General features: G+C 69.1%; 17 protein-coding genes. 6 read left to right on the forward strand and 11 right to left on the reverse strand.

Features of this window, described 5'->3' with window-relative positions; genetic code table 11:
- Positions 1-88: 88 nt before the first annotated feature.
- On the forward strand, positions 89-1,564 hold the full coding sequence (locus tag AB5I40_RS18595; RefSeq protein WP_370939774.1) for a flavin-containing monooxygenase: 1,476 nt from the start codon (positions 89-91) through the stop codon (positions 1,562-1,564).
- Here the strand turns inward: AB5I40_RS18595 and AB5I40_RS18600 are convergent.
- Positions 1,536-3,032, reverse strand: a complete 1,497-nt coding sequence (locus AB5I40_RS18600) for a chitinase (RefSeq protein ID WP_370939775.1) — start codon at positions 3,030-3,032, stop codon at positions 1,536-1,538. The genes AB5I40_RS18595 and AB5I40_RS18600 overlap by 29 nt on opposite strands.
- A gap of 167 nt (positions 3,033-3,199) precedes the next feature.
- Here AB5I40_RS18600 and AB5I40_RS18605 point away from each other — a divergent pair, with 167 nt between their 5' ends.
- Complete coding sequence (locus AB5I40_RS18605; RefSeq protein WP_370939777.1) at positions 3,200-5,578, forward strand: Tex family protein; 2,379 nt, start codon at positions 3,200-3,202, stop codon at positions 5,576-5,578.
- Positions 5,579-5,820: 242 nt separating this feature from the next.
- Here AB5I40_RS18605 and AB5I40_RS18610 read toward each other — a convergent pair whose 3' ends face one another.
- Together AB5I40_RS18610 and AB5I40_RS18615 are read right to left on the reverse strand one after the other, a co-directional pair.
- A complete protein-coding gene (locus AB5I40_RS18610) occupies positions 5,821-7,548 on the reverse strand; it encodes an acyl-CoA dehydrogenase (RefSeq protein WP_370939778.1) in 1,728 nt (575 codons plus the stop codon).
- A gap of 12 nt (positions 7,549-7,560) precedes the next feature.
- Complete coding sequence (locus AB5I40_RS18615) at positions 7,561-8,889, reverse strand: serine hydrolase domain-containing protein (RefSeq protein WP_370939779.1); 1,329 nt, start codon at positions 8,887-8,889, stop codon at positions 7,561-7,563.
- Positions 8,890-9,166: 277 nt separating this feature from the next.
- Here AB5I40_RS18615 and AB5I40_RS18620 point away from each other — a divergent pair, with 277 nt between their 5' ends.
- Positions 9,167-10,723: a DEAD/DEAH box helicase gene (locus AB5I40_RS18620; protein WP_370939780.1), complete on the forward strand. Its 1,557-nt coding sequence runs from the start codon at positions 9,167-9,169 to the stop codon at positions 10,721-10,723.
- Positions 10,724-10,939: 216 nt separating this feature from the next.
- Positions 10,940-11,179 carry a cold-shock protein gene (locus AB5I40_RS18625; RefSeq protein ID WP_370939781.1) on the forward strand — a complete coding sequence of 80 codons (240 nt, stop codon included), beginning with the start codon at positions 10,940-10,942 and terminating at the stop codon, positions 11,177-11,179.
- On the opposite strand, the gene AB5I40_RS18630 is transcribed toward AB5I40_RS18625, so the two are convergent.
- The 7 genes from AB5I40_RS18630 to AB5I40_RS18660 form a co-directional block, all read right to left on the reverse strand.
- Complete coding sequence (locus tag AB5I40_RS18630; protein WP_370939782.1) at positions 11,180-12,169, reverse strand: YdcF family protein; 990 nt, start codon at positions 12,167-12,169, stop codon at positions 11,180-11,182.
- Between the two features lie 47 nt (positions 12,170-12,216).
- Complete coding sequence (locus tag AB5I40_RS18635; RefSeq protein WP_370939784.1) at positions 12,217-13,101, reverse strand: ABC transporter permease; 885 nt, start codon at positions 13,099-13,101, stop codon at positions 12,217-12,219.
- A complete protein-coding gene (locus AB5I40_RS18640; protein ID WP_370939786.1) occupies positions 13,088-13,864 on the reverse strand; it encodes an ABC transporter ATP-binding protein in 777 nt (258 codons plus the stop codon). The genes AB5I40_RS18635 and AB5I40_RS18640 overlap by 14 nt, the downstream gene beginning before the upstream one ends.
- A gap of 25 nt (positions 13,865-13,889) precedes the next feature.
- Positions 13,890-14,945: an ABC transporter substrate-binding protein gene (locus AB5I40_RS18645; RefSeq protein WP_370939788.1), complete on the reverse strand. Its 1,056-nt coding sequence runs from the start codon at positions 14,943-14,945 to the stop codon at positions 13,890-13,892.
- A 114-nt stretch (positions 14,946-15,059) separates the two neighbouring features.
- Positions 15,060-16,085, reverse strand: coding sequence for an S-adenosylmethionine:tRNA ribosyltransferase-isomerase (locus AB5I40_RS18650; RefSeq protein WP_370939789.1), 1,026 nt, complete (start codon positions 16,083-16,085; stop codon positions 15,060-15,062).
- Positions 16,082-16,756 (reverse strand): SDR family NAD(P)-dependent oxidoreductase, encoded by a 675-nt coding sequence (locus AB5I40_RS18655; protein ID WP_370939791.1) that lies wholly within the window; start codon positions 16,754-16,756, stop codon positions 16,082-16,084. The genes AB5I40_RS18650 and AB5I40_RS18655 overlap by 4 nt, the downstream gene beginning before the upstream one ends.
- Positions 16,757-16,799: 43 nt before the next feature.
- The gene (locus tag AB5I40_RS18660) at positions 16,800-18,173 is read right to left on the reverse strand and encodes a cytosine permease (protein ID WP_370939793.1); all 1,374 of its coding nucleotides are present in this window, start codon (positions 18,171-18,173) and stop codon (positions 16,800-16,802) included.
- 101 nt (positions 18,174-18,274) lie between these two features.
- On the opposite strand from AB5I40_RS18660, the gene AB5I40_RS18665 reads away from it, so the two are divergent.
- Positions 18,275-19,486: an MFS transporter gene (locus tag AB5I40_RS18665; RefSeq protein ID WP_370939795.1), complete on the forward strand. Its 1,212-nt coding sequence runs from the start codon at positions 18,275-18,277 to the stop codon at positions 19,484-19,486.
- A 54-nt stretch (positions 19,487-19,540) separates the two neighbouring features.
- On the opposite strand, the gene AB5I40_RS18670 is transcribed toward AB5I40_RS18665, so the two are convergent.
- Positions 19,541-21,520 (reverse strand): protease pro-enzyme activation domain-containing protein, encoded by a 1,980-nt coding sequence (locus AB5I40_RS18670; protein ID WP_370939796.1) that lies wholly within the window; start codon positions 21,518-21,520, stop codon positions 19,541-19,543.
- Positions 21,521-22,313: 793 nt separating this feature from the next.
- On the opposite strand from AB5I40_RS18670, the gene AB5I40_RS18675 reads away from it, so the two are divergent.
- Positions 22,314-25,190 carry a BTAD domain-containing putative transcriptional regulator gene (locus AB5I40_RS18675; protein ID WP_370939797.1) on the forward strand — a complete coding sequence of 959 codons (2,877 nt, stop codon included), beginning with the start codon at positions 22,314-22,316 and terminating at the stop codon, positions 25,188-25,190.

The raw sequence follows: 25,190 nt of genomic DNA on the forward strand, positions 1-25,190 counted from the left end.
CCGCTCACGACGTCCGCTGGCCGGAATTCTCGATCGAGTGGCCGTTCGTGCCCTTCCGCACCGGCGGCCGCCTGCGTAGCTTCGGGCTATGGACGACACCCCATCCGTGCTGATCGTGGGCACCGGGTTCGGCGGAATCGGCGCCGCGATCGAGCTGAAGCGCGCCGGTTTCCCGAACGTCACGATCCTGGAGCGGGCGGCCGAACCGGGCGGCGTATGGCGCGAGAACACCTACCCCGGCGCGGCCTGCGACATCCCGTCGCCGCTGTACTCGTTCTCCTTCGAACCCAATCCGGACTGGCCGAAGCGGTACGCGATGCAGCCGGACATCCACGCCTACCTCAAGCGCGTGATCGCGAAGTACGGCATCGAACCGCACATCCGCTACGGACGCGAGGTCACCTCCGCGACCTACGAGGACGGCCGCTGGCGGGTCGAGACCGCGCAAGGCGAAACCTTCGAGGCGGATGTCTTCGCACCCGCTGTCGGACAGCTCTCCCGGCCAGCCTGGCCGTCGATCCCCGGCCGCGAGACCTTCGCCGGCGAGGCGTTCCACTCCGCTGAGTGGAACCACGAAATCCCGTTGGCGGGCAAGCGGATCGCGGTGATCGGCACCGGCGCGAGCGCGATCCAGTTCGTGCCGGAGATCCGCAAGGAAGCCGCGCACGTCACCGTCTTCCAGCGCACGCCGCCATACATCATGGGCAAGAACGACGGCCGCTACAAAGCCTGGCAGAAGCGGCTTTTCCGCCGTCTGCCGAAGACGCAGCTGTTCGGTCGCGCGCGGATCTTCCTGCTCGCCGAGTACGCGACCTACGGCATGACGCGATATCCGTTGCTGACCAAGATCTTCGAACTGCGCACCGCTCAGCTGCGCCGCCGTCATCTCAAGGACCGCACGCTGCGCCGCCGCGTGAAGCCGGACTATCCGTTGGGCTGCAAGCGGATCTTGTTCACCAACGACTACCTGCCCGCGCTCGCGCAGCCGAACGTCTCTGTCGAAACGTCCTCGATTAAGGAAATCACTCCGCGCGGAATACGCACGGCGGACGGCGTGGAGCACGAGGTCGACGTGCTGATCTACGGCACCGGGTTCAAGGCGACGGAATTCCTCGGCCCGATGAAGGTGCTCGGCCGCGACGGCCGGTTGTTGTCCGAGGCGTGGCGCGGCGGCGCGCGGGCGTACCTCGGCATGACAGTGCCGGGATTCCCGAACCTGTTCTGCGTCTACGGCCCCAACACCAACCTCGGCGCGGGCTCGATCATCTACATGATCGAGCGGCAAGCGCGCTACCTCCGCCAGGCCGTCGAACACCTCGCCCGGCCGGACGTGGCGTCGCTGGAGGTGCGCGCCGAAGTCGAGGAACGCTACGACCGCGAGGTGCAAGCGCGGCTTTCGCACAGCGTCTGGAGCGGTTGCACAAGCTGGTACCGGCAGGAAAACGGCCGGGTGAGCACCAACTGGCCCGGGCTGGTCACCGAATACGACCGCCGGACCAGGGCACTCGACCCGGCCGACTACCTGGTGCGTTCGATCAGGGCAGGTTCTTCAGGCCCGCGCTGACCGTGTTGGCGAAGGAGTAGCCGTTCGACGCGTCCCAGTTGATGGACCAGGTCATCGCGCCGCGGAACTCCGGATACGTCGCCGACGGCTTGAACGAAGCGCAGCCGGTGCCCTTGGCCATGCAGTTCATCGCCGACACGACGTTCGACGGCGACTGGTACCCGCCGCCCGCGGCCGAGCCCGAGGACGGCAGCCCGAACGCGACCTGGTCGGCCCGCAGGCCGCCCTGCAGCTGGATACACGAGAGCGCGGTGAGGAAGTCGACCGTGCCCTGGGAGTAGACGTTCCCGTTGCAGCCGTTCATCGCGCCCGAGTTGTAGTACTGCATGTTGACGACGGTGAGGATGTCCTTGACGTTCAGCGCCAGCTGGAAGTAGCCGCCCTGGGTGGACTGCATGTCGATCGTCTGCGGCGCCATGGTGATCACCGAGCCGCCGCCGTCGTGGATGCTGCGCAGCGCCTGTCCCATGTAGGTGGCGTTGATGCCGTTCTCCAGGTCGATGTCGACGCCGTCGAAGCCGTAGGTGGAGATCAGCTGCTTCACCGAGTTGGCGAAGTTGCTCGCCGAGGAGCTGTCGCCGACGCTGATCGTGCCCTTCTCGCCGCCGACCGAGATGATCACCTTCTGGCCGCGCGCCTGCACGGTCTTGATGTCTTCGCGGAACTGCGCGTCGGTGTAGCCGCCGAGCTTCGACGACAGGGCCGGGTCGAGCGTGAAGCTCACCGCGCCGGGCGTCGTGGTGGCGTCGGCGAAGGCGATCGCGATGACGTTGTACGTCGTGGGCACGTCAGCCAGCTTCAGCGTCTTCGCGCCGTTGTCGAAGTTCTGCCAGTAGCCGGTGAGGATGTGCTTCGGCAGGTCGCCGTTGTGCGGCGGCGTGCTGGTCGTGGTGGTCGTCGTCGGCGAGGTCGGGGTCGTCGGCGCGGTGGAGGTCGTGGGGCTCGTGGACGTCGTGGGCGGGGTGCCCGGGCCGTCGAGGTTGACGTCGTCGGCGAGGTAGGCGGGCTGGCCGTACCAGCCGTGCAGGTACACCGTGAGGCTCGTGGACGAGCCGGTGGTGAAGCTCAGGCTGAGCTGCTGCCAGCCGGTCGCGCCGGGCGTCCAGGTGTTCTGCGTGGCAGCGCCGGAGACGCCCAGGTAGACGTAGCTGCCCTGGACCCACGCGGACAGCTTGTACGCGGTGTTGGGCTGCACCGTGACCTGCTGGGAGCACTGCCCGGTGTCGGAACCGGAGGGCGCCGCGCTCAGCGAGTGGCTGCCGTCGTGGGCCTGGGTCGAGACGACCGACGCGGTGCCACTGCAGGTCCAGCCGGAGAGCGAGCCGCTCTCGAAGCCGGGGTTGGCGAGGATGTTCGCGGCCGATGCGCTGGTGGTGCCGAGGGCGAGCGTGACACCGAGCGCGAGCGCGACCGAGGCCAGCAGGGACACCAGGGCAGGCAGCCGCCGGGTGGACGGGTGTGGGGACACGGGCAGACCTCCGCACGACAGTGAGCCAGGTCACCTCAAAATGGACTAGACCAATACGGATGTCAAGGAACTTCCGGAGGTGCTTCGGCGGGCCATGCGCGCCGCGCCGGGCGGGCAGCGGCACAATGCAGGCTCGGAGCAACCCGAGACGAAGCAGGAGCCTGGTTTTGAGCGTGCAGTCGGTCGAGCAGCGGATCGCCGAAGAGCTGGGGGTGCGCGAAGGGCAGGTCAAGGCCGCCGTCGGGCTCCTCGACGAGGGGTCCACGGTGCCGTTCATCGCCCGGTACCGCAAGGAAGTCACCGGAGAGCTGGACGACGCGCAGCTGCGCACGCTCGAGGAGCGGCTGCGCTACCTGCGCGAGCTGGACGAGCGCCGCGGCGCGGTCCTGGAGTCCATCCGGAGCCAGGGCAAGCTGGACGAGGCGCTCGAGGCGCAGATCCTCGCCGCGGACACGAAGTCGCGGCTCGAGGACATCTACCTGCCCTACAAGCCCAAGCGGCGGACCAAGGCGCAGATCGCCCGCGAGGCCGGTCTGGAGCCGCTGGCCGACGGCCTGCTGAACGACCCGTCGACGGATCCGCAGGCAGCCGCCGCGGTGTTCGTCGACGCGGACAAGGGCGTCGCGGACGCACAGGCCGCCCTCGACGGCGCGCGCGCCATCCTGGTCGAGCGCTTCGCCGAGGACGCCGACCTGATCGGCGAGCTGCGCGAGAAGATGTGGACCGAGGGCCACCTGGCGTCGAAGGTGCGGGCGGGCAAGGAGACCGACGGGGCCAAGTTCTCCGACTACTTCGACTTCTCCGAGCCCTACACCAAGCTCCCCTCGCACAGGATCCTCGCGATGCTGCGCGGCGAGAAGGAAGAGATCCTCGACCTGTCGATGGAGCCCTCCGAGCCGGTCGCCGAGGACGCTCCGGTGCGCGTCGGCCCGACCGAGTACGAGCAGCGCATCGCCGCCCGGTTCGGCATCAGCCAGCAGGACCGTCCGGCGGACAAGTGGCTCGGCGACACCGTGCGCTGGGCCTGGCGCACGAAGATCCTCCTGCACCTGGGCATCGACCTGCGGATGCGGCTGCGCCAGTCGGCCGAGGACGACGCCGTGCGCGTGTTCGCGGCGAACCTGCGCGACCTGCTGCTGGCCGCCCCGGCGGGCACCCGCGCGACGATGGGCCTCGACCCGGGCTTCCGCACCGGCGTGAAGGTGGCCGTGGTCGACGCGACCGGCAAGGTCGTCGACACCCACGTGATCTACCCGCACCAGCCGGCGAACAAGTGGGACCAGTCGATCGCGGAGCTGGCCGTGCTGGCCGGGAAGCACAACGTCGACCTGATCTCGATCGGCAACGGCACCGCCTCGCGGGAGACCGACAAGCTGGCCATCGAGCTGATCAAGAAGCACCCGGAGCTGAAGCTCACCAAGGCCGTCGTGTCCGAGGCGGGCGCGTCGGTGTACTCGGCCTCGGCGTTCGCCTCGCAGGAACTGCCGGGCATGGACGTCTCGCTGCGCGGCGCGGTCTCGATCGCGCGCCGGCTGCAGGACCCGCTGGCCGAACTGGTGAAGATCGACCCGAAGTCGATCGGCGTCGGCCAGTACCAGCACGACCTGTCCGAGGTGTCGCTGTCGCGTTCGCTGGACGCGGTGGTCGAGGACTGCGTGAACGCGGTCGGCGTGGACGTGAACACCGCGTCCGCTCCCCTGCTGACCCGGGTTTCGGGCATCACGACGTCGCTCGCGGAGAACATCGTGGCGCACCGCGACTCCAACGGCCCGTTCCGCTCGCGGACCGCGCTCAAGGACGTCGCACGGCTCGGCCCGAAGGCGTTCGAACAGTGCGCGGGCTTCCTCCGCATCCCGGACGGCGACGACCCGCTCGACGCGTCCTCGGTGCACCCGGAGGCGTACCCGGTCGTGCGACGGATCCTCGACCGCACCGGCAGCGGCATCCGCGAACTGATCGGCAACGCACGGACTCTGCAGGCGCTCAAGCCCACCGAGTTCGTCGACGACACCTTCGGCCTCCCGACGGTCACCGACATCCTGTCCGAGCTGGAGAAGCCGGGCCGCGACCCGCGTCCGGCGTTCAAGACCGCGACCTTTGCCGAGGGCGTCGAGAAGATCGGCGACCTCAAGCCGGGCATGCGGCTGGAGGGCGTGGTGACGAACGTGGCCGCGTTCGGCGCGTTCATCGACGTCGGCGTGCACCAGGACGGCCTCGCGCACGTTTCGGCGCTGTCGAAGAACTTCGTGAAGGACCCGCGCGACGTCGTGAAGCCGGGCGACATCGTGAAGGTGAAGGTGCTGGAGGTCGACGTGCCGCGCAAGCGGATCTCGCTGACCCTGCGCCTGGACGACGAACCCGGCGCGGGCAACAACCGCGGCGGCGGCCGGGATCGCGGCCAGGGCGGCGGTGGCGGTCAGGGCGGCGGCGGTCAGCGCCGGAACCAGCCGCAGCAGCGTGGCGGCGGTGGCGGCCGGGACCGTCGTGACTCCGGGGGCGGCGGCGCGATGGCGGATGCGCTGCGACGCGCCGGATTCGGCAAGTAGAACGCCCCAATGCCGCATTGGGTGCGTCTGACGCACCCAATGTGGCGTTCGGTGCGTTGAGCGCACCCACTGCCGCATTGGGGTTTTCGCAGTGACGCGCGGGGGTTCTCGCCCGTCGACGTGCGCGGCGCGCGATGCCGAAGTACATGAGGGGAACCCTGAGGGAATCTGATTCCCTCAGGGTTCCCCTCACGTACCTTCGCCGGAACGAAGCCGCAGCCCGTCTCGCCAGGCGGTGCGCGTCAGGGATTCATCTCGTACGCACCGGAAAGCTCGCGCACGATCGCCCACACGCGACCGAACCGTTCGTCGTCCACCACCGGCTTCCGCAGCCCGGCCAAGGCCAGCTCCTGCTGCTTCTCCGTGGAGCTCGGCTTGCCGTGCAGATCGACCGCGGCGACGCTGAAGTCCTGCACCAGCACGGCGAACAGCTGGTCTAGCACATCGTCTGACACGCCGGTCAGCTCAGCCTGTTCCAGGATCAGCTGCCCGTACACGACGAGGGTGAACAGCTCGGTCAGCGCGAGGCCGAAGTCCAGGTCCTTCTGCTGCGCCTCGTCCGGCGTCGCCTCGGAAAGCAGGCGCACCAGCACGTCGGCCTGTTCGGTGAACCGGGCGACGTTCGGCAGGTGCTTCGCGTTCTCGTAAGCCGGTTTCCAGTCGTGGAACCGGATCTTCGACAGTCCGCGCGCGGGGCCCTGGCGGAACAGGAAGTCGTCGTCGGAGGCGTCGTCGCGGGTCGGCACCGCCGGGTATTCCTGCGGCGCGAACAGGTACGCGGGCATGAACTTCGCGATCAGCGCGAGGTTCACCGCGACCGTGCCCTCCAGCTTGGGCAGGCCGTCGATGTCGTTCTTGGCCATCGCGAGGTAGGTGTCGGCCTCGAAACCCTTGGCCGCCACGACATCCGCGACCAGCCCGATCACCTTCTGCGCCTCGGTGGTGACCTTCATCTTGGTGATCGGGTTGTACAGCAGGTAGCGGCGGTCCTGCTGGTTCGCCGAGCGGAAGTAGTCGATCGCGCGGTCGGAGAACAGCTTCATCCCGGTCAACCGCGCGTAGGCCTCGACGAATTCGCGGCGCACGTGCGGGAAATCGGTGACCGGGTTGCCGTACAGGATCCGGTTCTGCGCGTGCGTGATCGCCTCGTACAGCGAATGCGTCGCCATCCCGATGCCGCCGAAGCACAGGTTGAACTTGCCGATGTTGACCGTGTTCAGCGCGGCGCTGAAGGCCTCCGGTCCGGTGTGCAGGAGGTCCTCGGCGCGCACCGGGTAGTCCTCGAGCCGGAACTCCGCGACGTACATCTGCGACGGCACGATGTTCTTCACGACGTGGTAGTTCGGATGCTCGGAATCGGCGTAGAAGAACACGTACTGCTCGGGTCCTTCGACGCCTTCGATCCGGCCGAACACCGAAACCGTGCGCGCGCAGTTCCCGTTGCCGATGTAGTACTTCGACCCGTTGGCGCGGTAGCCGCCCTCGCCGTCCGGGGTGAGCACGAGGTCGGACGAGTAGATGTCCGCACCGTGTTCCTTTTCGGACAGTCCGAACGCGCCTACCCCGCCCTCGGCCAGCGCTGCCGCGGCACGCTTGCGGGCGGCCGCGTTTCCGCTCTGCCACACCGGTCCGAGGCCGAGAACGGTGACCTGGAACGGGTACCAGTAGTTGAGACCGTAGAAGCCGAGGATTTCCGCCAGCGCGGCGATCCGGCTGGTGTCCCAGCGCTTCTCGGCGTCCCCGGCCGAATCCGCGGCCGGGGTGAGGAACGTGGCGAACAGGCCTTCCTTGCCCGCGAACTCCAGGAAGTCGGCGTAGAACTCGCGGTCGTGATACGCCTCCGCGAGACGGCGCTTGCCGCGCGATTCGAACCAGTCGATCGTCGCCCGCAGCAGCCGCTGGGTCTCCGGGTCGAACTTCCGGGCGTCGTAGTCCCGCGGGTTCAGCAGCGCTGTCGCCGTTTCGCTCATCGCATCTCCAGGTCAGCCGATATTACCGCCCGGTAACCTTAGCGCGGTGCGGCCGCCGAACTCCACCGCGTCCACCCGGCCGTGGCCGTCGCGCCGGAAACGCGCGCTCGGCCTGCTGGTGTCCGAGGCGCGGGCGAGCACGTCGTCGTCGACGAAGGCGACCTCGAACGGCGGGGCCGAGAGGATGTCCGGATCGTCGGTGTCGAGGATCATCTGCGCCCAGAGCGAGCCGTCGCGTTCGGTGACCTCGAAGATCAGCGAGCCGGTCCGATACCGTCCAGGGCAGTCGCCCGGGTCGATCGCCCTGGTCGGACGTCCGCCCAGTTTCGGCAGGTCAGCGAGGTTCTCGAGGCACCAGTCGACGATCCGCGGGCCGAGCGCGCCGCCGCCCGCGCTGTTGGTGAGCACGGTGACCGCGAGGTTCTCACTCGGCGCCATCACGAACTCCGACAGCTGCAGGTTGCTGACGTTGCCGCCGTGCCGCACCAGTTGCGTGTCGCCGTGGCTCAGCCGCAGCCAGGACAGCCCGACCTCCTCGAACGGCAGCGCGCCCTTGCGCTGCGCGTCGTGCATGAGGCGGCGGGTCTCGTCGCTCAACACCTCCCCGCCGGTCAGCTGGAATCGAGCCCATTTCAGCTGGTCACGGGCGGTCGACCAGAGACCGCCCGCCGGCGCGTCCGCCCGGGCGAGGCCGACGGTGTGCGCGACCGCCGGGCCGTCCTCGCGCAGCGCGTGCCCGACGGCGTGCCGCCGGGTCAGCACGTCCCAGGGCTGAAAGTACGAGTCCGTCATGCCGAGCGGCTCCAGCAGCCGGGTGCGGACCAAGTCCTCGTAGGCGCCGCCGGACACCGCCTCCGCGACACGGCCGGCCAGGAGGAATCCGGCGTTGCAATAGGAGAACACCTCGCCGACCGGGAACACCTGCGGCAGCTCGTCGAACTGCCGCACGGCGCGGGCGAGCGCGTCGTCGCCCCAGCCGGTGTCGACCTCGATGTCGCCGAGGAAGCCGGACGAGTGCGTGAGGAGGTGGCGCAGCGTCACGGTCTTGGTCGCGAGCGGGTCGGCGAGCCGCAGCTCCGGGAGGTACTCGACCACCGGCCGGTCCAGTGCGAGCACGCCGTCCTCGACCAGCACGAGCACCGCGGCGGCGGCGAACGTCTTGCTGGTGGAGCCGATCATGAACAGCGTGTCGTCGTCCACCGGCGTTCCGGTGTCCACACTGGACACTCCCGCGGTCAGCAAGGTTTCCTTGCCCTCGTGGAGAATCCCGGCCGAGACACCGGGAACTCCCGCTTCCCGTGTCCATTCGCCCAGCAGTCCCCGGAGTTCGTCTGCGCTCATGCGGCCAGCCTCGCACCCGCGGGCGCGGCGGCGATGGTGGAAACGAACGAACATCGCGCACCCGCTTCGTCGGTTCGCGCGTGGCGGCCTGCGGGCGATATCACGTAGCCCGCTGGATCTTGGGACGGTATAGTGGACGATGCGGTCCGCTCAGTTCTGCCTCGGACCGCGTCTCACTGTTGTCGACGACCACGCGCCGCAGCCACCCGAGGCCGCGCCGGGCAGGACAACCGCGCTACGTACGGAGATACGGGACGCTTTCGCGTCCGCACCAACCATGACGACTTTCACCGAACTCGGCCTGCCCAAGACTCTTGTCGACGCGCTCGCCGCCCAGGGCGTCACCGAGCCCTTCCCGATCCAGGCCGCCACGCTCCCGCACACGCTCGCGGGCCGCGACGTCCTCGGCCGCGGCCGCACCGGCTCCGGCAAGACCTACGGCTTCGTGCTGCCCGTGCTGGCCCGCCTGGCCGCGGGCCCGACGCGGCGCCGCCCCGGCCGGCCGCGGGCGCTGATCCTCGCCCCGACGCGCGAACTGGCCACCCAGATCGAGGCCGCGATCGTGCCCCTGGCGCGCCCGCTGGGCCTCAAGGCCACCACGATTTTCGGCGGCGTGAGCGCGAACCCGCAGATCACCCGCCTGCGCGACGGCGTCGACATCGTCGTCGCCTGCCCCGGCCGGCTCGCCGACCACATGCGCTCCGGCGAAGCGAAGCTGGACAAGATCGAGATCACCGTGCTCGACGAGGCCGACCACATGGCCGACCTGGGCTTCCTGCCCGAGGTCCGCCGCATCATGGCGGCGACCCCCGAGCGCGGCCAGCGCCTGCTGTTCTCCGCGACGCTCGACAACGGGATCGACGTGCTCGCGAAGCGCTTCATGAACGACCCGATGCTGCACAGCGTCGACTCGGCGCAGTCCCCGGTCTCGACGATGACGCACCACGTGCTGCACCTCGAGGAAACCCACCGCCTGCCGGTGCTGGTCGACCTCACCGCGGCTCCCGGCCGCACCCTGGTCTTCACCCGCACGAAACACCGCGCGAAGGCCCTCACCCGCAAACTCGTCGCGAGCGGCGTCCCGGCCGTCGAACTGCACGGCAACCTCGGCCAGAACGCGCGCACGCGCAACCTGGAAGCGTTCTCGTCCGGCACCGCGAAAACCCTGGTGGCCACGGACATCGCCGCCCGGGGCATCCACGTGGACGACGTCACGCTGGTCATCCACGCCGACCCGCCGGTCGAGCACAAGGCCTACCTGCACCGCTCCGGCCGCACCGCCCGCGCGGGCGCTTCGGGCACCGTGGTGACGCTGATGACCGACGAGCAGGTCTCGGACGTCCGCGCACTCACCCGGAAGGCGGGCATCTCGCCGACCACCACGCGGATCTCGCCTTCGCACCCGCTGCTGGCCGAACTGGCCCCCGGCGACCGCTCGTTCACCGCGTCACCGCGCCGCCCGGTCGTGGACAACCGCCCCAAGACGGTGACCGCTTCCGGCGCCGCACCGGGCACCGGCCGCCGCCGCGGCGCGCCTTCGGAAAACCGAGGCGGACTCGGCGCCCGGACCGGCTCGCAACCCCGCCGCGGTGGTGGTCGTGGCGGACCTCGTCAAGGCACGGAGCCGCGGGCCGCTCGGGCCGGATCTTCGGCAGGTTCGGACCGGCAGGCAGGCCAGTCCCGCCGGGAAGACCAGCGCCGCGGCACGGGTGCCGGCCGCCGGGGTGCGGAGGGCGCCGGCCGCCGCGCTGCTGGCGGCGACCGTCGCGGATCGGGCCAGCCGCCGCGAAACCGCCGCAACGGTTCGGGCGGACGGCGTCAGTCGGAGTCCTGAACGCTGCTGGGTTGTCGTGAGTGTTTTCGCTGGTTAGAACCGGCAAAAACACTCACGACACCCGCCCACCTTGGCCCGGCCCGACGGTGATCGGCGACCGCGGCAGCGCTCCGACGTCGAGGCGCGGCGCGACCCCTGCGCTTTGGTTCGCCAGAACCAAGGCGCCGTCCCGAGATTCCGGATGCGGCATGGCGATCCTTCCCTAGACTGGCCATCGTGGAGCATCGCGGAAAAGTCGTGCGCTGGGAAGTCGACGAAGGCTGGGGCATCATCGAATCCACCACCGTCGACAGTCCGGTCTGGGCGCACTTCTCGATGATCGACCAGAACAGCCGCGGGGTGCGCGAGGCGCACGGGTTCCGCAAGCTCGCCGTCGGCGACGACGTCAAGTTCACGGTCGAGCGCGCCGAACAGGACGGCTGTCACTGGCGCGCGATCTGGGTGTGCACCGTCTGATCAGCTGAGCAAGAACAGCAAAAACGGCCCCACACCCAAAAACAGCAACACAGCCGCGTTCGTCTTCCGGTACTCCAGCAACAATGCCACGAACTCCCGCAAGAACGCGCTCGGCACGAAATACGACGCCGTCCGCGCCCCGATCACGTTGAGCCGCAGCCCCAATTGCCGCGCCAAAACCGCTGTGCGGAACACGTGGTAGTTGTTCGTCACAGCGAGAATCGGCCCGGAAAACCCGCGCTGCGCAAGCAAAGCGACGCTGAACCGCAGGTTCTCGTTAGTGGTCGTCGCCCGGTCCTCCAGCACGATCTGTTCCGCGGGAACCCCGGCCCCGATGAGATACCGCGCCATCGCGTCGGCCTCGGAGGTCAGTTCGTCCGCACCCTGACCGCCGGACACCACCAGTAACGCACCCGGTGACCGCTGCTGCACCTGCACCGCGCGGTCGAGCCTGCTGGCCAGCAGCGGCGGCACCCGGTCGCCCTGCAGCCCCGAACCGAGAACAACCACCGCGCCAGCGCGAGCGCGGCGGGTGACCCGGCTGTAGAGGATCGAGTACAGCAGCAAAGCCGTGAACAGGAACGCCAAATAGCCGGTCACCAACAGCACTGCCATCGCGGCCACGCGGAGCAACGGCTGATCGTCGAAAACCAGCGAACTCACCGCGAGCGCGAACACCGCGAGCAGACCGAGCCCGGCCAGCAGCGAAAGCAGGTTCGCCAGCCGCCGACCCTCTCGCCGCAGCATCACGACGCCGTTCGCGATCAGGGCCCACGGCAGTGCCAGCGCACCAAGCCCGCCGACGAGAGCCACCACCACGACGATCGCGATCTGCGCCCATTCGACGTGGTTGAAGAACGACAGCAGCCACAACCCGGTGAACCACAGCGCGACCAGGAACCACACCGCGTTGCCGACCCGCCGTGGCTCGCGTACGAACCGCACGACGAACACCAGCACGGAAGCGATCGCGAAAAGCCCGGACGTCATGGTCGTGCATTCTGTCTGGCACGCCTGAGCGTCGCGCGGGCAGGTACTCAGAGTGACGTCGTCAGACCCCGCGCGCGCAGCACCGACCGTTCCAGCGGACGGAACACGATCAGCTCGATCGCCACCCCGACGAACAAAATCAGGAAAATCGCCGCGATCACCTTGGGCATCGAGTTGTACGAGGACCCGTCGTTCAAGTACGTCCCCAGCCCGACGCCGAGGCTCGGCGAGCGCGCGATCAGTTCCGCCGCCATCAGCGAACGCCACGAGAACGCCCAGCCCTGCTTGAGCCCGGCGAGGAATCCGGGCAGCGCGGCGGGCAGCAGGATGTGCCGGGCCGCGGCGAAGCGGCCGGCGCCCATCACCTTGCCGACGCGCGGCAGGATCGGCGGGATCTGGTCGATGCCGGACACGAGGCCGTTCGCGATCGACGGGACCGAACCCAGCAGCACGACGAAGTAGATCGCCGCGTCGTTGATGCCGAACCAGATCACCGCGGCGGGCACCCAGGCCACCGACGGCAGGCTCTGCAACCCGCTCAGCAGCGGCCCGATCGCGGCGCGCACCACGCGGACCTTCGCCACCAGGATGCCCAGCGGCGTCCCGATCACGACCCCGGCGGCGAAGCCCAAAGCGGCGCGGTGCACGGACGTCCAGATGAAGCCGAACACCGAACCGTCGTTGACCGTGCTCACGAACTCGGCCCAGACGTCCAGCGGCGCGGGCAGCGTGGTCTCCGGCCAGAACGCGGCGGCCCACAGGATCTGCCAGAGCGCCACCAGCAGCACGAGCGCGCCGAGCGGCGGCAGGAATCCGCGCACGAACCGGCGGCGCAGCGACGTCGGCCGCGCGCCGGCGGGGGTGTCGAGCCGGTCCAGTCCGGCGCCGACGGCTTCGTCTAGGTCGGGGGCCGCCTGGTCAGGCTGCGGCATGGGTGCTGATCACCTTTCGCAGATCGGCCGTGATCTCGTCGGCCAGCAGTTCGGCGTCGGCGGACGGGACGTCGTGCCACTCGCGGACCACGCGGCCTGGACGCGAGGACAGCAGCACCACCCGCTGTCCAAGCCGGACAGCCTCGCGGACGTCGTGCGTCACGAACAGCACCGAGGTTCCGGTGCTGCGCCACACCCGCAGCAGCTCGCTCTGCAGCACGTCGCGGGTGATCGCGTCGAGAGCCGCGAACGGTTCGTCCATGAGCAGCAACGCATTCCCGTCGTCGCCGCCGACGCGATGGGTCGCGGCCAGCGCGCGGGCCAGCGCGACCCGCTGCCGCATCCCGCCGGACAACTCGTGCGGACGCTTGCGCGCCGCGTCGCTCAGCCGCACCAGATCCAGCAGCTCAGCAGCCTTTTCCCGACGTTCGGAACGGCCGAATCCGGCGAGCCGCAGCGGCAGTTCCACGTTCCGGGACGCGGTCAGCCACGGCATCAGCGCGGCCTCCTGGAACATCACCGCGGGCCGCGAAGTGGTGAGCGTGATCTCACCGGCGGACGGCTGGTCTAGACCGGCGACGAGGTTCAGCAGCGTGCTCTTGCCGCAGCCGGACGCGCCGAGCAGGCAGACGAACTCGCCCGGTTCGACGGTGAGATCAACCCCGTCGAGCGCGGTCACGGCGCTGCCGGCGGAGCCGAACACCTTGCCGACGCGGTCGAGGTGCACGGCGGCGGTCACTGGCCGGGCCAGGGTGGTGGTCATCGCGGATCGCCTTCCGGTCGGGACGTCACTTGGCCAGTTCGGGCGCGTTGACGGCGGGCAGCTGCTGTGCCTTGAGGACCTCGTTGAGCGGGCCGAAGTCGGCGAACCCCTTCAGGTCCACCACCTTGTCGACCACGCCCGCGGTCACCGAGTCCTTGGCCAGCTGCGGGAATTGCGCGGGCACCGGGTCGGTGGTCAGTTCGATGTTCGAGAACGCGCGGTCGAGCACGGCCGGGCTGAGCGAGCTGCCGGACAGTTCCTTGAGCGCTCCGTTGACCACGGTCTTCGCCTCGGCCGGGTTCTTCTTCGCCCAGTCGATCGCCTGCAGCTCGCCCTTCAGCAGCGCGCGCACGGTGTCCGGGTGCTGCTTGAGGAATTCGCTGCGCACGATCGCGACGGTGGTCGGGAACCGGCCTTCCGGCCACAGCGACTTCTCGTCGACCAGCACCTTCGCGCCCGCGTCGGCGACCAGCCGCGACGACCACGGCTCGGGCAGCCAGCCGCCGTCGACCTCGCCCTTTTTGAACGCGTCGAACGTCTTCGGGTTGTCCAGGTTGGTCACGTTCACCTGGCCGGTCAGGTGCTTCTCGGCGAGGAACTTCTTGAGCGCGACGTCCTGGGTGTTGGCCAGCTGCGGCGTCGCGATCGTCTTGCCCTTGAGCTGGTCGACCGACGTGATCCCAGGCTTGACGACCAACTGCGCGCCACCGGTGACCGCGCCGGACACGAGCTGGATCGCGCCCTTGGACTTGGTGAAGGCGTTGATCGCCGGCCCGGAGCCGATGAACGCGACGTCGAGCGAACCGCCGAGCAGCGCGTTCACTTCGGACGGACCGGCGTTGAACGTCTGTGTCGTGAGTTTCGTGCCGCCGAGGTTCTGCGCGAAGAAGTTCTTCTTGACCCCGATCAGCGCGGGCGTGTGCGTCACGTTCGGGAAGAAGCCGACGCGCACCTCCCCGGCGGCGCCCTGGTTGGTCGCGGCCTCGGTGCGGTCCGCGCGGGAACACCCGGCGAGCGCCCCGAGCACCGTCAGCGCGGCGAGTGCGGAAGCAAGCAATCGGGTTCGCGGAAATGTACGCACAAATGGCCCTTTCGCGGTCAGCGGAACGGGGCGAGAATGACACGTTCACCCGCGAGACTGCATATGCATCCGCATCCCGGGAAATTGTGTGGGATTACTTGACAGGCCCGGGCCTCACCTGCTTGTCAGGAGCGAGACGTCGCCGAACTCGTGCCACAGATACTCCCGTCGCACTGCCGCGTCGTAAGCCCGCTGCACCAGTTCGGGACCCACGACCGCTTCCAGAAGCAGCAGGTGCGACGCCTCCGGCGTATGCAATCCGGTGATCAATCCGTCGACCGCGCGGGCTGGCCGATCAGGACCGAGCACGAGTTCGGTCCATCCCGCCGCCGCGGTGACGAGCCCGCCGGGATTCGCCGCCGATTCGATCGCGCGCACCGCCGTTGTCCCCACTGCGATAACGCGTCCACCCTGGTCACGCACCCAATTGACCAACGCGGCAGTCGTCGCCGGAACGCGAAATCGCTCGCCGTACGGCGGTTCTCCGGCTTCCGGCGACGAGACGCCGGTGTGTAACAAGATCGGTGCGAACAGCACTCCCCGCGAGACCAGCTGAGTCACCAGCTCGGGAGTGAACGGCCGCGCCGCGCTCGGCATCTCCGCCGAACCCGGATCGAGCGCGAACACGGTCTGGTAATTCGGCAACGGCCACGCGCGCGGGACATAGCCGTAGCGAATCGGCCGACCGACCTTCGCGAGATACCGCGTGACCTCGCCTTCCACTTCGATCTTCGCGCGCCACAACCGTTGCGCACCGGCGACGTGCGGCTCGCGCAGCGTGACGACAGCACCGGCGGGCAGGCTGAGCCGCTCCCCCACGCGGCCGTCGAGGAGCGGGCCGCCGGGTGCGCGGAGTTCGACCACCCAGGTGCCGTCGTCGAGTTCGGTGGAGAAGTGGACGGTGATGACGCGTTCGTCCCGGACCGCGTCGACGGCGGCGGGCAGCGTGCCCGAAGTATTTACTACCAACAAATCGCCAGGATTCAAGAACGCAGGCAGGTCACGGAAAGTGGCGTGCTGTATGTCCGCCGGACCGGCCGCGAGCAACCGCACCTCGTCCCGCGCGAGGCCGCGCGCTTCGGGCGGGGCGGACGCGCTGCGGTCCTCGGCCAGGTCGAACCGGGTGTGCGGTGCGGTCATGACTGCGCCTGCAGATCCGCTGCCCGGAACCGGCCGCTCGGCGGACGTTCCTCCAGCAGCCGAAGAAAAGCCGGTACCGCGGTCTCCGGCAGCGGACGGTCCGAAATGTCCTCGCCCGGGAAAGCGGCTTGATGCATGGCCGTGCGCAAATCCCCTGGATCGACGGCATACACCGCGATGTCCGGGTTTTCCACGCCCAGCACCGCGCTCACGTGGTCCAGCGCCGCCTTCGCCGAACCGTAGCCGCCCCAGCCCTCATACGGCTCCACGGCGGCGTCGGAGCTGATGTTCACCAGCACTCCCTTGGCCGCGGTAAGCGCGGGCAACAGCAGCCGGGCGAGCGCGAGCGGGGCGAAAACGTTGGTGCGAAAGACAGTTTCGAGCTCGTCCGGCGGGTACTCCGCCAGCGGCGGCAGCGGGCTGACGCCGAGCGTGCTGGCGTTGTTGACGAGCAGGTCGAGCCGGGGCCCGGCGGTTTCGGCGAGCCGGGCGCGGTGCGCGGGATCGGTGACGTCGCCGGGCACCGGGGTGAACCCGAGCTCCGCCGCGGCGGCGCGCAGCGTCCCCTGGTCGCGTCCGGTGCCCAGCACTGTCCATTCGCGACGGACGAGAGCCGCGGCGAGCGCCCGGCCCAGACCGGCGGAAGCGCCGGTGACAACAGCTACTGGCATGGTCCCTCCAGAAGTAGGCACCTGCCAGCGTGCGACCTCTACCTTACTGGAGGTCAACCGGCCGGCGGCCGCGCAGCAGCGTGTACGCCACCAGCGAAACCACGAACCCGGCGTAGTAAGCCAGATCCGCACCGTGCAGCGCCGCGGCGACCGGTCCGGTGTAGACAGTCGTGTTCATGAACGGCACCGCCGCCGCGAAGCCCACCACGAACGCCACCAGCGCGGCCCAACTGCGCACCGGACGCTGCAGCTCAGCCAGCACATCGACCTCGCGTCCGCCACGCCTGCGCCGCAGCCAATCCGGCACGACGACACCGAGGAACGGCGGGATCCAGTAACTCACCACCAGCAGCACGTTCTGGAATTTCGCCGCCAGATCACCGGTGTGCATCCAAAGAATCAGCGCGAACGCCAGCACCGTCACGACCACCGCCGACACCGGCCGACGCACCCGCACGCCGACGGTCTGCAGTGCGAGCGAGCCGCTGTAGTCGTTCATCGCGTTGGACGACACCGCCGCCAGCGCGATCACCAGCAGCGCCACCGCACCGAGGGCGCCGCCGCCGAGCAGCGTCGACACTCCGGCGGCGGTCTGGTCGCCCAGCGCAGTGCCGAGCGCGAGGCCGATGCCCTCGCCGAGCGCGTACGAGGCGGTCAGCCCGAGCAGCGTGAACCAGAAGACGCCGCTCGGTCGCGTCGAAGCAGGCAAGTAACGGCTGAAATCCGACGCATAAGGAGCCCACGAAATAGCGAGGCTGAGCGTAATGGTGGAAAACAGCACGACGGCCCCGGCGAAATCGCCGCCGGTCGCGGAATCGGTAAACGTGATCGGGTGATCAAGCACCACCTTTACGGCGAGCGCGACAAATGCGACAACCAGCACCACGCTCATCACGGCCTGGACCCGGTGGATCACCGCGTAACCGAATACGCCGAGCGTGCACTGCAGCACCAGCACCACGAGCACGGCCGCCCAGAACGGCAGCCCGGTGAGCTGCGCCAGCGCTTCGCCGCCGAACAGCCCGACCAGCGCGTCCCACGCGATCGAGCCGAGCCATTGCACCAGGCCGGGCAGCACGACGCCGCGGCCGAACGGGAGCCGCGCGAGCGGCAGCTGGCCGGTTCCGGTGCGCGGACCCCAGGTAGACAGCCACGCGACCGGCAGCGAGCCGACCACGGTGCCGATCAGCGCGATGACGAACCCGGTGGTGAAACCGAGCCCGAGCGTCGCGCCGAGAGTGCCGGTGAACACGGCGGTCATGGTGAGGTTCGGCGCGAACCACACGCCCGCGAGCCGCCACGGACGGCCAAACCGGTTGGCCGCCGGGATCGGGGTGATTCCGTGCGTTTCGATCGCGAAATCCCCTGCTCCGGACGGCATCCGGCCGCCGAAGACCTCGGCGTCGATCCCGCTCATGCGCTGCCCTTTCTCCCGGCTGACCCGTGAGTCTGAACCGGAGTACCCGGCCGCGCCAATAATCTGTGGCGTTCCCGACCCCTTCCAGGCAGGATCGCCCGGTGGGGGAAGCACCGTTGCGCCATCGCGCGTTCGCGATTTTCTACGCCGGACGGCTGGTCTCGCTGCTGGGCAGCGCCATGACCCCGGTCGCCTTGTCCTTCGCGGTGCTGGGCAGCAGCCACAGCCCGACCGACCTCGGCATCGTGCTCGCCGCCGGGATCGTGCCGCTGCTGGCGTTCCTGCTCGTGGGCGGCGCGGTCGGCGACCGGTTCCCGCGCAACCGCGTGCTGCGGCTGTCCAACCTCGGCGCCGGCGCGGCCCAGCTGGCGGCCGCAGCCATCCTGCTCACCGGCAACTACTCGCTGGGCGCCCTCGTCGCGACCGAGTTCCTCGGCGGAATCTGCACCGCGTTCACGACGCCGGTGCTGCGCGGGATCGTCCCGCAGATCGTCCCGCCGGAATCGCTGCGCCAGGCGAACTCGCTGCTGGCCACCGGACGGAACATCACCAAGGTGGCCGGTCCGGCCGTCGCCGGGGTCCTGGTCGGCACGGTCGGCGGCGGCTGGGCGATCGCCGCCGACGGGGTGTCGTTCGTGCTCGCCGCCTTGCTCTACCAGGCGATCACGCTGCCCCCCGCGGAAAAATCCGAGCAGCACAGCGTCTTGCACAGTGTGCGAATCGGCTGGCGGCAGTTCTGGCGGATCCCGTGGCTGTGGCGGGTGGTCACGGCGTTCACCCTCTACAACATCGTCTTCACCGGCGGCTGGCTGGTGCTCGGGCCGGGCATCGCACAGGACACCATCGGCGCGGCCGGATGGGGCGCGGCGCTGAGCGTGCGCGCGGTGGGCGCGCTGCTGGCCGGGCTGGTGATGTACCGGCTCGCGCCGAAACGACTGCTGCCGGTCGGACTGGTTGGTGCGGCCCTGACCGCGCTGCCGCTGTTCGCGCTCGGCACGCACGCGAACTTCGCCGTGCTCGCCGGGACGACGTTCGTCGCCGGGTTCTCCGCCGGAGTCATGGGTGTCGCCTGGGATACGACGTTGCAGGAAAACATCCCCGGGCACCTTCTGTCGCGGATGGCCGCGTTCGACGATTTCGGCTCCTACGCGGGCATCCCGATCGGCGAACTCCTCGCCGGACCGCTCGGCGCCGCGTTCGGCGCGCCCGCGGTGCTGCTCGCCGGCGGGTTCGTCCTGGTCGCCACCGCGCTTTCCCCGCTGCGCTCCTCCGCCGTCCGCGCACTGCGACACCCGCCGGTCCCCGTGCCGTGAACGCAAGGAAGGGCCTGCCGGAACTCCCGGCAGGCCCTTCCTTTCACCCCTCGGTCACACCAGCAACAGGAATGCCACTCCGTTGGGCGAGCCGAGGCCCGTCACGTCGTCGTAGCCCTTGGTCGTGTGGATCGTCAGGTTCGGGTAGTCGAGCACCCGGGCGGAGGTCTTCAGCCCGCCGGAGGCGTCGGTCCCGTTGGCGAAGTCCACGCGCTGCACCGCTCCGTCGACGTGCTGCACGTCGTGGATCGCCGACGTGCGCGACGTCAGCTGGTACAGCACCGGGTTGATGAACCCGTGGTGGAAGTGGTCGAGGCTGTCGGCCACCGCCATCACGCCCGCGAACACCGGCGACGCCAGGCTCGTGCCGCCGATCCGGTACTGGTCGTAGTAGACGCCGTCCGGGAAGGTCTGCGTCTGGCCCACCAGGAAACCGGTGTTCGGGTCGGCGACCGCGGAGATGTCCGGGACCACGCGGCCCTTCGCGCCGCCGGTCTGGTTCTTCGTGGACAGCGCGTCCGGCACGATCCCCTTCTGGTAGAAGGGCTGGCCGAACAGCCGGCTGGTGCCGCCGCCCGCGCCGCCGTTGAACGCGCCCGGGAACGCCGGGGCGTAGGCGCCGTCGGTCAGCGTCGACTTGCCGGTCTCCCAACCGGTTTCGAAGATCCGCTTGCCGTCCTGGCCGACCGCCAGCGACGTGCCGCCGACCGCGGTCACCCACGGAGCCGAGGCGGAGAAGTCCGGCGACGGCGTGCCCAGCCGCGCGACCTCGTCCCCGTTGTCGCCGGAGGAGAAGTACACGCCGATGCCCTCGAGCACCGCCTGCAGCGAGATGTGGTTGAACACCTTGACCTCGGAGGCCGGGATGTCCTCGCCGGTGTCGCCGTAGGAGTTGGAGATGATGTCGGCCTTGTGCCCCGCGACGACGTAGTTCAGCGCGGTGTCCAGCGACAGGTCTTCACAGTCCTGCCCGCCGACGTACAGGATGTTCGCGCCAGGCGCGAGCCCGTGCGCGGCCTCGACGTCCAGGGTTTCCTCGCCGTACCAGCCGGAAGCGTCGCACTGGTCCGGTCCTTCGAGCACCGGGTTCGGCGGGAAGATGTGCTGCTTGAACTGCTGCTGGGTCAGCGGGTGCGCCGGATCGTTGCGCTTGGCGTACTCGGACGCGTCGGCGTAAATCGTCGGCGAGGCGAACGCGTCCACGATGGCGATCGTGGTGCCGCGACCGTCCGCGCCGAGCTTCGCGGCCTGGTCCAAGCCGTACGCCGAACGCAACTGCGCGGGCGTGTAACCGCACGGCGCGTACGGAAGCTGCTTGCCGTTGTACGCCGGGTCAGTCGTGTCGGTCTTCTCGCCGTAGTAGGCGCTGCACGGTCCCGAGTTGCGGAATCCCTTGCTGGGCGGCGCGGTCGACGGGCTGCCCTGCACGCGAGACTGCTTGGTCGCTGGCGTGTCCGCACCGTCGGTGTGGTCCGGCTTGAACAGATTCGTCGCCTGGTCAATGCCGACGACGCCCAGCACGTCCTTGGCCAGCGACGCCGGAACGGACAGGTCCTTGTCCGCCGCCCGCAGCGTCTGCCCCTTGACCTGGTACTTGCCCAGGTTCACGGCGAACGCGCGCTGCACCTGGTCAGCGGTACCGGTCGCCTCGACGTACGCCCGGTTGGACGGCACCTCGCCGGTGGCGAATCCGCTTGCGGACAGCCAATTCTTCACCGCCGACACAGTCTGGTCGGAAGCCGCGAACTGGTCGCGCACCTGGTCCGGCGAAAGATAATGCCGGTAGCCACGACTGTTCGGATCGGACACCGACTGCGCGGCAGCCTCGGCCGCCCCCTGGTCCTTGAGATTCAGGTAAACCCGAAAGTCCATTGTGGACGACCCAGCCGTGTCGGCCACCTTGGACTGCGGATTGGCCCAAGCCGGATGCGATTGCGGAATGTCCGCCCGCCCCTGAGCCGACGCCACGGCAGGCGAAGCGGCCAAGCCGCCCACCACCGCCAGCGAAAGAAACATGGTGACGCTTCTACGCACAGCAACTCCCTCGTGTTGCGCGGCCTCGACCCCGCCTGCCGCCGGAAAGAGACTAGGACTGCCCCCGCCCGCCGGGGAAGCGTCCGGCTTTCCCGTGCGGAACCGTTATCTGCTCCCCTCATCGCGACACAAGGGACGAGTGCGACCAAAGTCCGTTTCATCCGCACTGTCCACAGCGGAATGTGCCGAAATCAGAAAAACGCCCGTTTCGCAGCACTCCCCTCACAGCACTAGACGGCTCCAAACGCCACCTACGAAGGTCGCACAATCCCGATCAGCGACACCAGAAACTCACCCATCTGCCCACCCGCGCCCAAGTACGCGAGGCTCCCGTCCGCCCAGAGCTGCTGCCGCCGGTGCGCCCCAATGCCACATTGGGTGCATCAGACGCACCGAACGCCACATTGGGGCGCTCGCCCCCCACCGCCAACCGCAGCCGGTGCACCCAACGTTCGAAGCACCCAGCCCCTCCCCCGCACCCCGATACGAAGCGTCCCTGCGGTCTGGGGGTGCTTGTCAAGGCATCTTTCCCGCCTTGACAAGCACCCCCAGACCGTCAGCACACTCACGCTTCGGGGTGCCCCACGCACGCCAGGGCGCAACGTCGCCGCCAGGCGACGAGCAGCCCCCAACCCCCAACACATGAAAACCATTCACCCCAGAGGAAACACCAGGTGACATCCCCCCTCGATATCACCCCTTATGGGGTATTCCTCCCCAAGTGGATCTAGCTAACCGGCCCAAACGCTCCTAGCATGCCGACCATGGGGACCTTGCCGCCAAGGCGGGTAAATTGATTTCGCTGACCTTCCGGATCCTGGGGCCGCTGGAGGTCATCGCCGAGGGCAGGGCCGTACCTCTGGGCGGCCCGAAGCCCCGCTTGCTGCTGGCCGCACTGGCCCTCCAGCCCAACATCGTCGTATCCACAGAAGCCCTGGTCGAAGTCTTATGGCCGACCACCGCCCCGCGCTCCGCAGCCGCCAACATCCGCACCTACGTCCACTCCCTCCGCAGACGCCTGGCCGAAACCTCCCCCGACCTGGCCGACCGCATCACGAGCCGAGCCTCCGGCTATCTCCTGACCGTCCAGGAAGACGAACTGGACCACCTCGTCTTCACCCGCCTAGCCACGCAAGCCTGGGAAACCCAAGACAACCCAGAAACCGCCCTAACCCTCCTAGACGAAGCCCACGCCCTATGGCGCGGCGAAGTACTGGAAGGCCTCCCCCACGACCCAACCTGGGGCCCGACAGTCGCCCGCCTGGACGAACTACGCCTGGCAGTACAAGAACAACGTCTGCGCGCCCGCCTAGCCCTGGGCCGCCACAACGAAGTCATCGCCGAACTCCGCGCCTTAGTCACCGAACACCCACTGCGCGAAGAACTCTGGCACCACCTGATCACCGCACTCCGAGACGCAGGCCGCTCCACCGAAGCCGCGGAGGCGTACGAGTTAGTCGAACAAACCCTCGCCGACGAACTGTCCGCGAGCCCCGGCGCAGCACTCCGCGAACTTCGCACCACCCTCGAAGTCCCCTGCGCCAAAGTCCCGCCGATCTGCCAGTTACCGCTGGACCTGCCCGATTTCACCGGCCGCCGCGAAGTAACCCAGCACCTGGTCGCCAAACTCCGCCAACACGCCGAAGCGGAACGCCCCACGATCGTCGTCCTGTCCGGCGCACCAGGAATCGGCAAATCCTCAATCGCTATACGGGTAGCGCACGCAGTCCGAACCGTTTTCCCAGACGGACAATTGCATGTAGACCTGGCCGGAACCTCGTCCTCCCCGCGCTCGCCCATGAGCGTCCTAGCCGAACTCCTGCGCGCCTTGGGCATCCCGGATTCCGGCCTCCCCCGAGACCTGGCGGAACGCGCCGCACTCCTGCGTTCCCAGCTCGCCGGCCGCCGGATGTGCATCGTCCTCGACGACGCGGGCAGCGCCGCCCAAGTACGCCCGCTGCTCCCCGGCGCGGGCGCGTGCGCCGTACTGGTCACCAGCCGAATCCGCCTGCCAGATCTGCCCGGCGCGGTCCCGGTGGACGTCGACCTGCTGCCCGAACCGGAAGCCGCCCGCCTGCTGGAAGGCATCGTCGGCCACGAACGAGTAGCCGCCGAACCCGAAGACGCCGCGGCGATCCTGCGCCAATGCGGACATCTGCCGCTGGCGATCCGCGTGGCCGGAGCCAAGCTCACCCACCGCCCGACCTGGTCCCTGCGCATCCTCGCCGACCGCCTCCACGACGAACACCGCCGCCTGGACGAGCTGCGCGTCGGAGACCTGGCCGTCCGCGCGAGCGTGACCCTGAGCTACGACCTCCTGCCCATGTCCGCCGCCGCGGCCTTCCGTCGGTTAGGCGCACTGGGTCCGGTGCAATTCCCAGCCTGGGCAGTCGCCGCCGTCCTGGGCCGCCCGTCCGCCGACGACGTCCTCGATGTACTCGTCGACGCCCATCTGGTCGAACTAGTCGCCACGGACATCGCGGGCCAACCGCGCTACCGGCTGCACGACCTCCTGCGCGTGTACGCCGCCGAGCTGGCCGAACCCGACGAAACCCGAGCCGCGGTCGGCCGCGTCCTCGAGGGATACCTAGCGCTCGCAGTAGAAGCCGCCGAACGAATGCCGATCCACTTCTTCGGCCAGTACCACGACGAAACCGACCCTGCCCTGCCCCCGGAAGCAGACCGGCTGCTGACCGACCCAGCCGCCTGGTTCGCCGCCGAACGCGCCACCTGCGTCGCCGCCGTCGGGCTGGCCGCCGAACGCGGTTTCGACGATCTGACTTGGCGGCTCACCGTCGCCCTCACCCCGTATTTCGACCTCCGCGGCCACCAAGACGACTGGCACGCCACTCATCTGATCGCTCTGGAAGCGGCACGCCGGGCAGGCGCGCTCCGCGGCGAGGCAGTCGTCCAGCGCAACCTCGGCCAAGTCCTGCTGTACCAAGACAACGACGCGGACGCGATGGTCGCCTTCGAAGCCGCACGCGAGCTGTACCAGCGCATCGGCGACCAGCAAGGCCTCGGCGAGGCGCACGCCGGCCTCGGCACCGTGTTGCGGATGCAGGGCCAAACCGACCGCGCGCTCGAACCCTGCCACGAAGCGCTCCGGCTGTTCGGCGAGGCGGGCGACCCGCACGGCGAAGCGGTGATCCGGATCGCGATCGGCTCGATCTGGGTCGCGCGCAAGTGCTACGCGACGGCCCGCCGCTGGTACACCGACGCGCTGGAGCTGTCCTGCGTAATCGGCGACCGGCATCGGGAAGCCCATGCGCTGCAACGACTCGGGCTCCTGCACCAGCGCGAGGGCAACCTCGCCGAAGCCCGCGAACACGTCACGCGCGCCATCGCCGTGTTCACCGATCTCGGCGACGACCACTGCGTCGGCTACGCGAACCAGAACCTGGGCGAACTCTGCCTGTACAGCGGCGATCTCGCGCACGCGCAACTGCTGCTGGTGAACTCGCTGAGCGTGCACCGCCGCAACGGAGACCGCCGTTCCGAAGCCCACGTGTCCCAGCTTCTCGGCGAACTCCACTCCGCGCTCAGCCAGCCCGAACGGTCCCGCAGCTACGCCGAGCGCGCCCGGGCCATCCGCCGGGAGCTGTCCGCCGACGTCCCGGTCGACGACCAGCCGCGCAAGACCGGACCGCACCGGATCGTGTCCGCCTGA

This window comes from Amycolatopsis sp. cg13 (assembly GCF_041346965.1).
GTDB lineage: Bacteria > Actinomycetota > Actinomycetes > Mycobacteriales > Pseudonocardiaceae > Amycolatopsis.

What these genes read in the sequence shown, in the direction of transcription:
- AB5I40_RS18610 (WP_370939778.1), bottom strand. Translation starts at nt 7,548, where the DNA reads ATGAGCGAAACGGCGACAGCGCTGCTGAACCCGCGGGACTACGACGCC.
- AB5I40_RS18615 (WP_370939779.1), bottom strand. Translation starts at nt 8,889, where the DNA reads ATGAGCGCAGACGAACTCCGGGGACTGCTGGGCGAATGGACACGGGAA.
- AB5I40_RS18660 (WP_370939793.1), bottom strand. Translation starts at nt 18,173, where the DNA reads ATGAGCGGGATCGACGCCGAGGTCTTCGGCGGCCGGATGCCGTCCGGA.
- AB5I40_RS18620 (WP_370939780.1), top strand. Translation starts at nt 9,167, where the DNA reads ATGACGACTTTCACCGAACTCGGCCTGCCCAAGACTCTTGTCGACGCG.
- AB5I40_RS18635 (WP_370939784.1), bottom strand. Translation starts at nt 13,101, where the DNA reads ATGCCGCAGCCTGACCAGGCGGCCCCCGACCTAGACGAAGCCGTCGGC.
- AB5I40_RS18655 (WP_370939791.1), bottom strand. Translation starts at nt 16,756, where the DNA reads ATGCCAGTAGCTGTTGTCACCGGCGCTTCCGCCGGTCTGGGCCGGGCG.
- AB5I40_RS18630 (WP_370939782.1), bottom strand. Translation starts at nt 12,169, where the DNA reads ATGACGTCCGGGCTTTTCGCGATCGCTTCCGTGCTGGTGTTCGTCGTG.
- AB5I40_RS18595 (WP_370939774.1), top strand. Translation starts at nt 89, where the DNA reads ATGGACGACACCCCATCCGTGCTGATCGTGGGCACCGGGTTCGGCGGA.
- AB5I40_RS18640 (WP_370939786.1), bottom strand. Translation starts at nt 13,864, where the DNA reads ATGACCACCACCCTGGCCCGGCCAGTGACCGCCGCCGTGCACCTCGAC.
- AB5I40_RS18650 (WP_370939789.1), bottom strand. Translation starts at nt 16,085, where the DNA reads ATGACCGCACCGCACACCCGGTTCGACCTGGCCGAGGACCGCAGCGCG.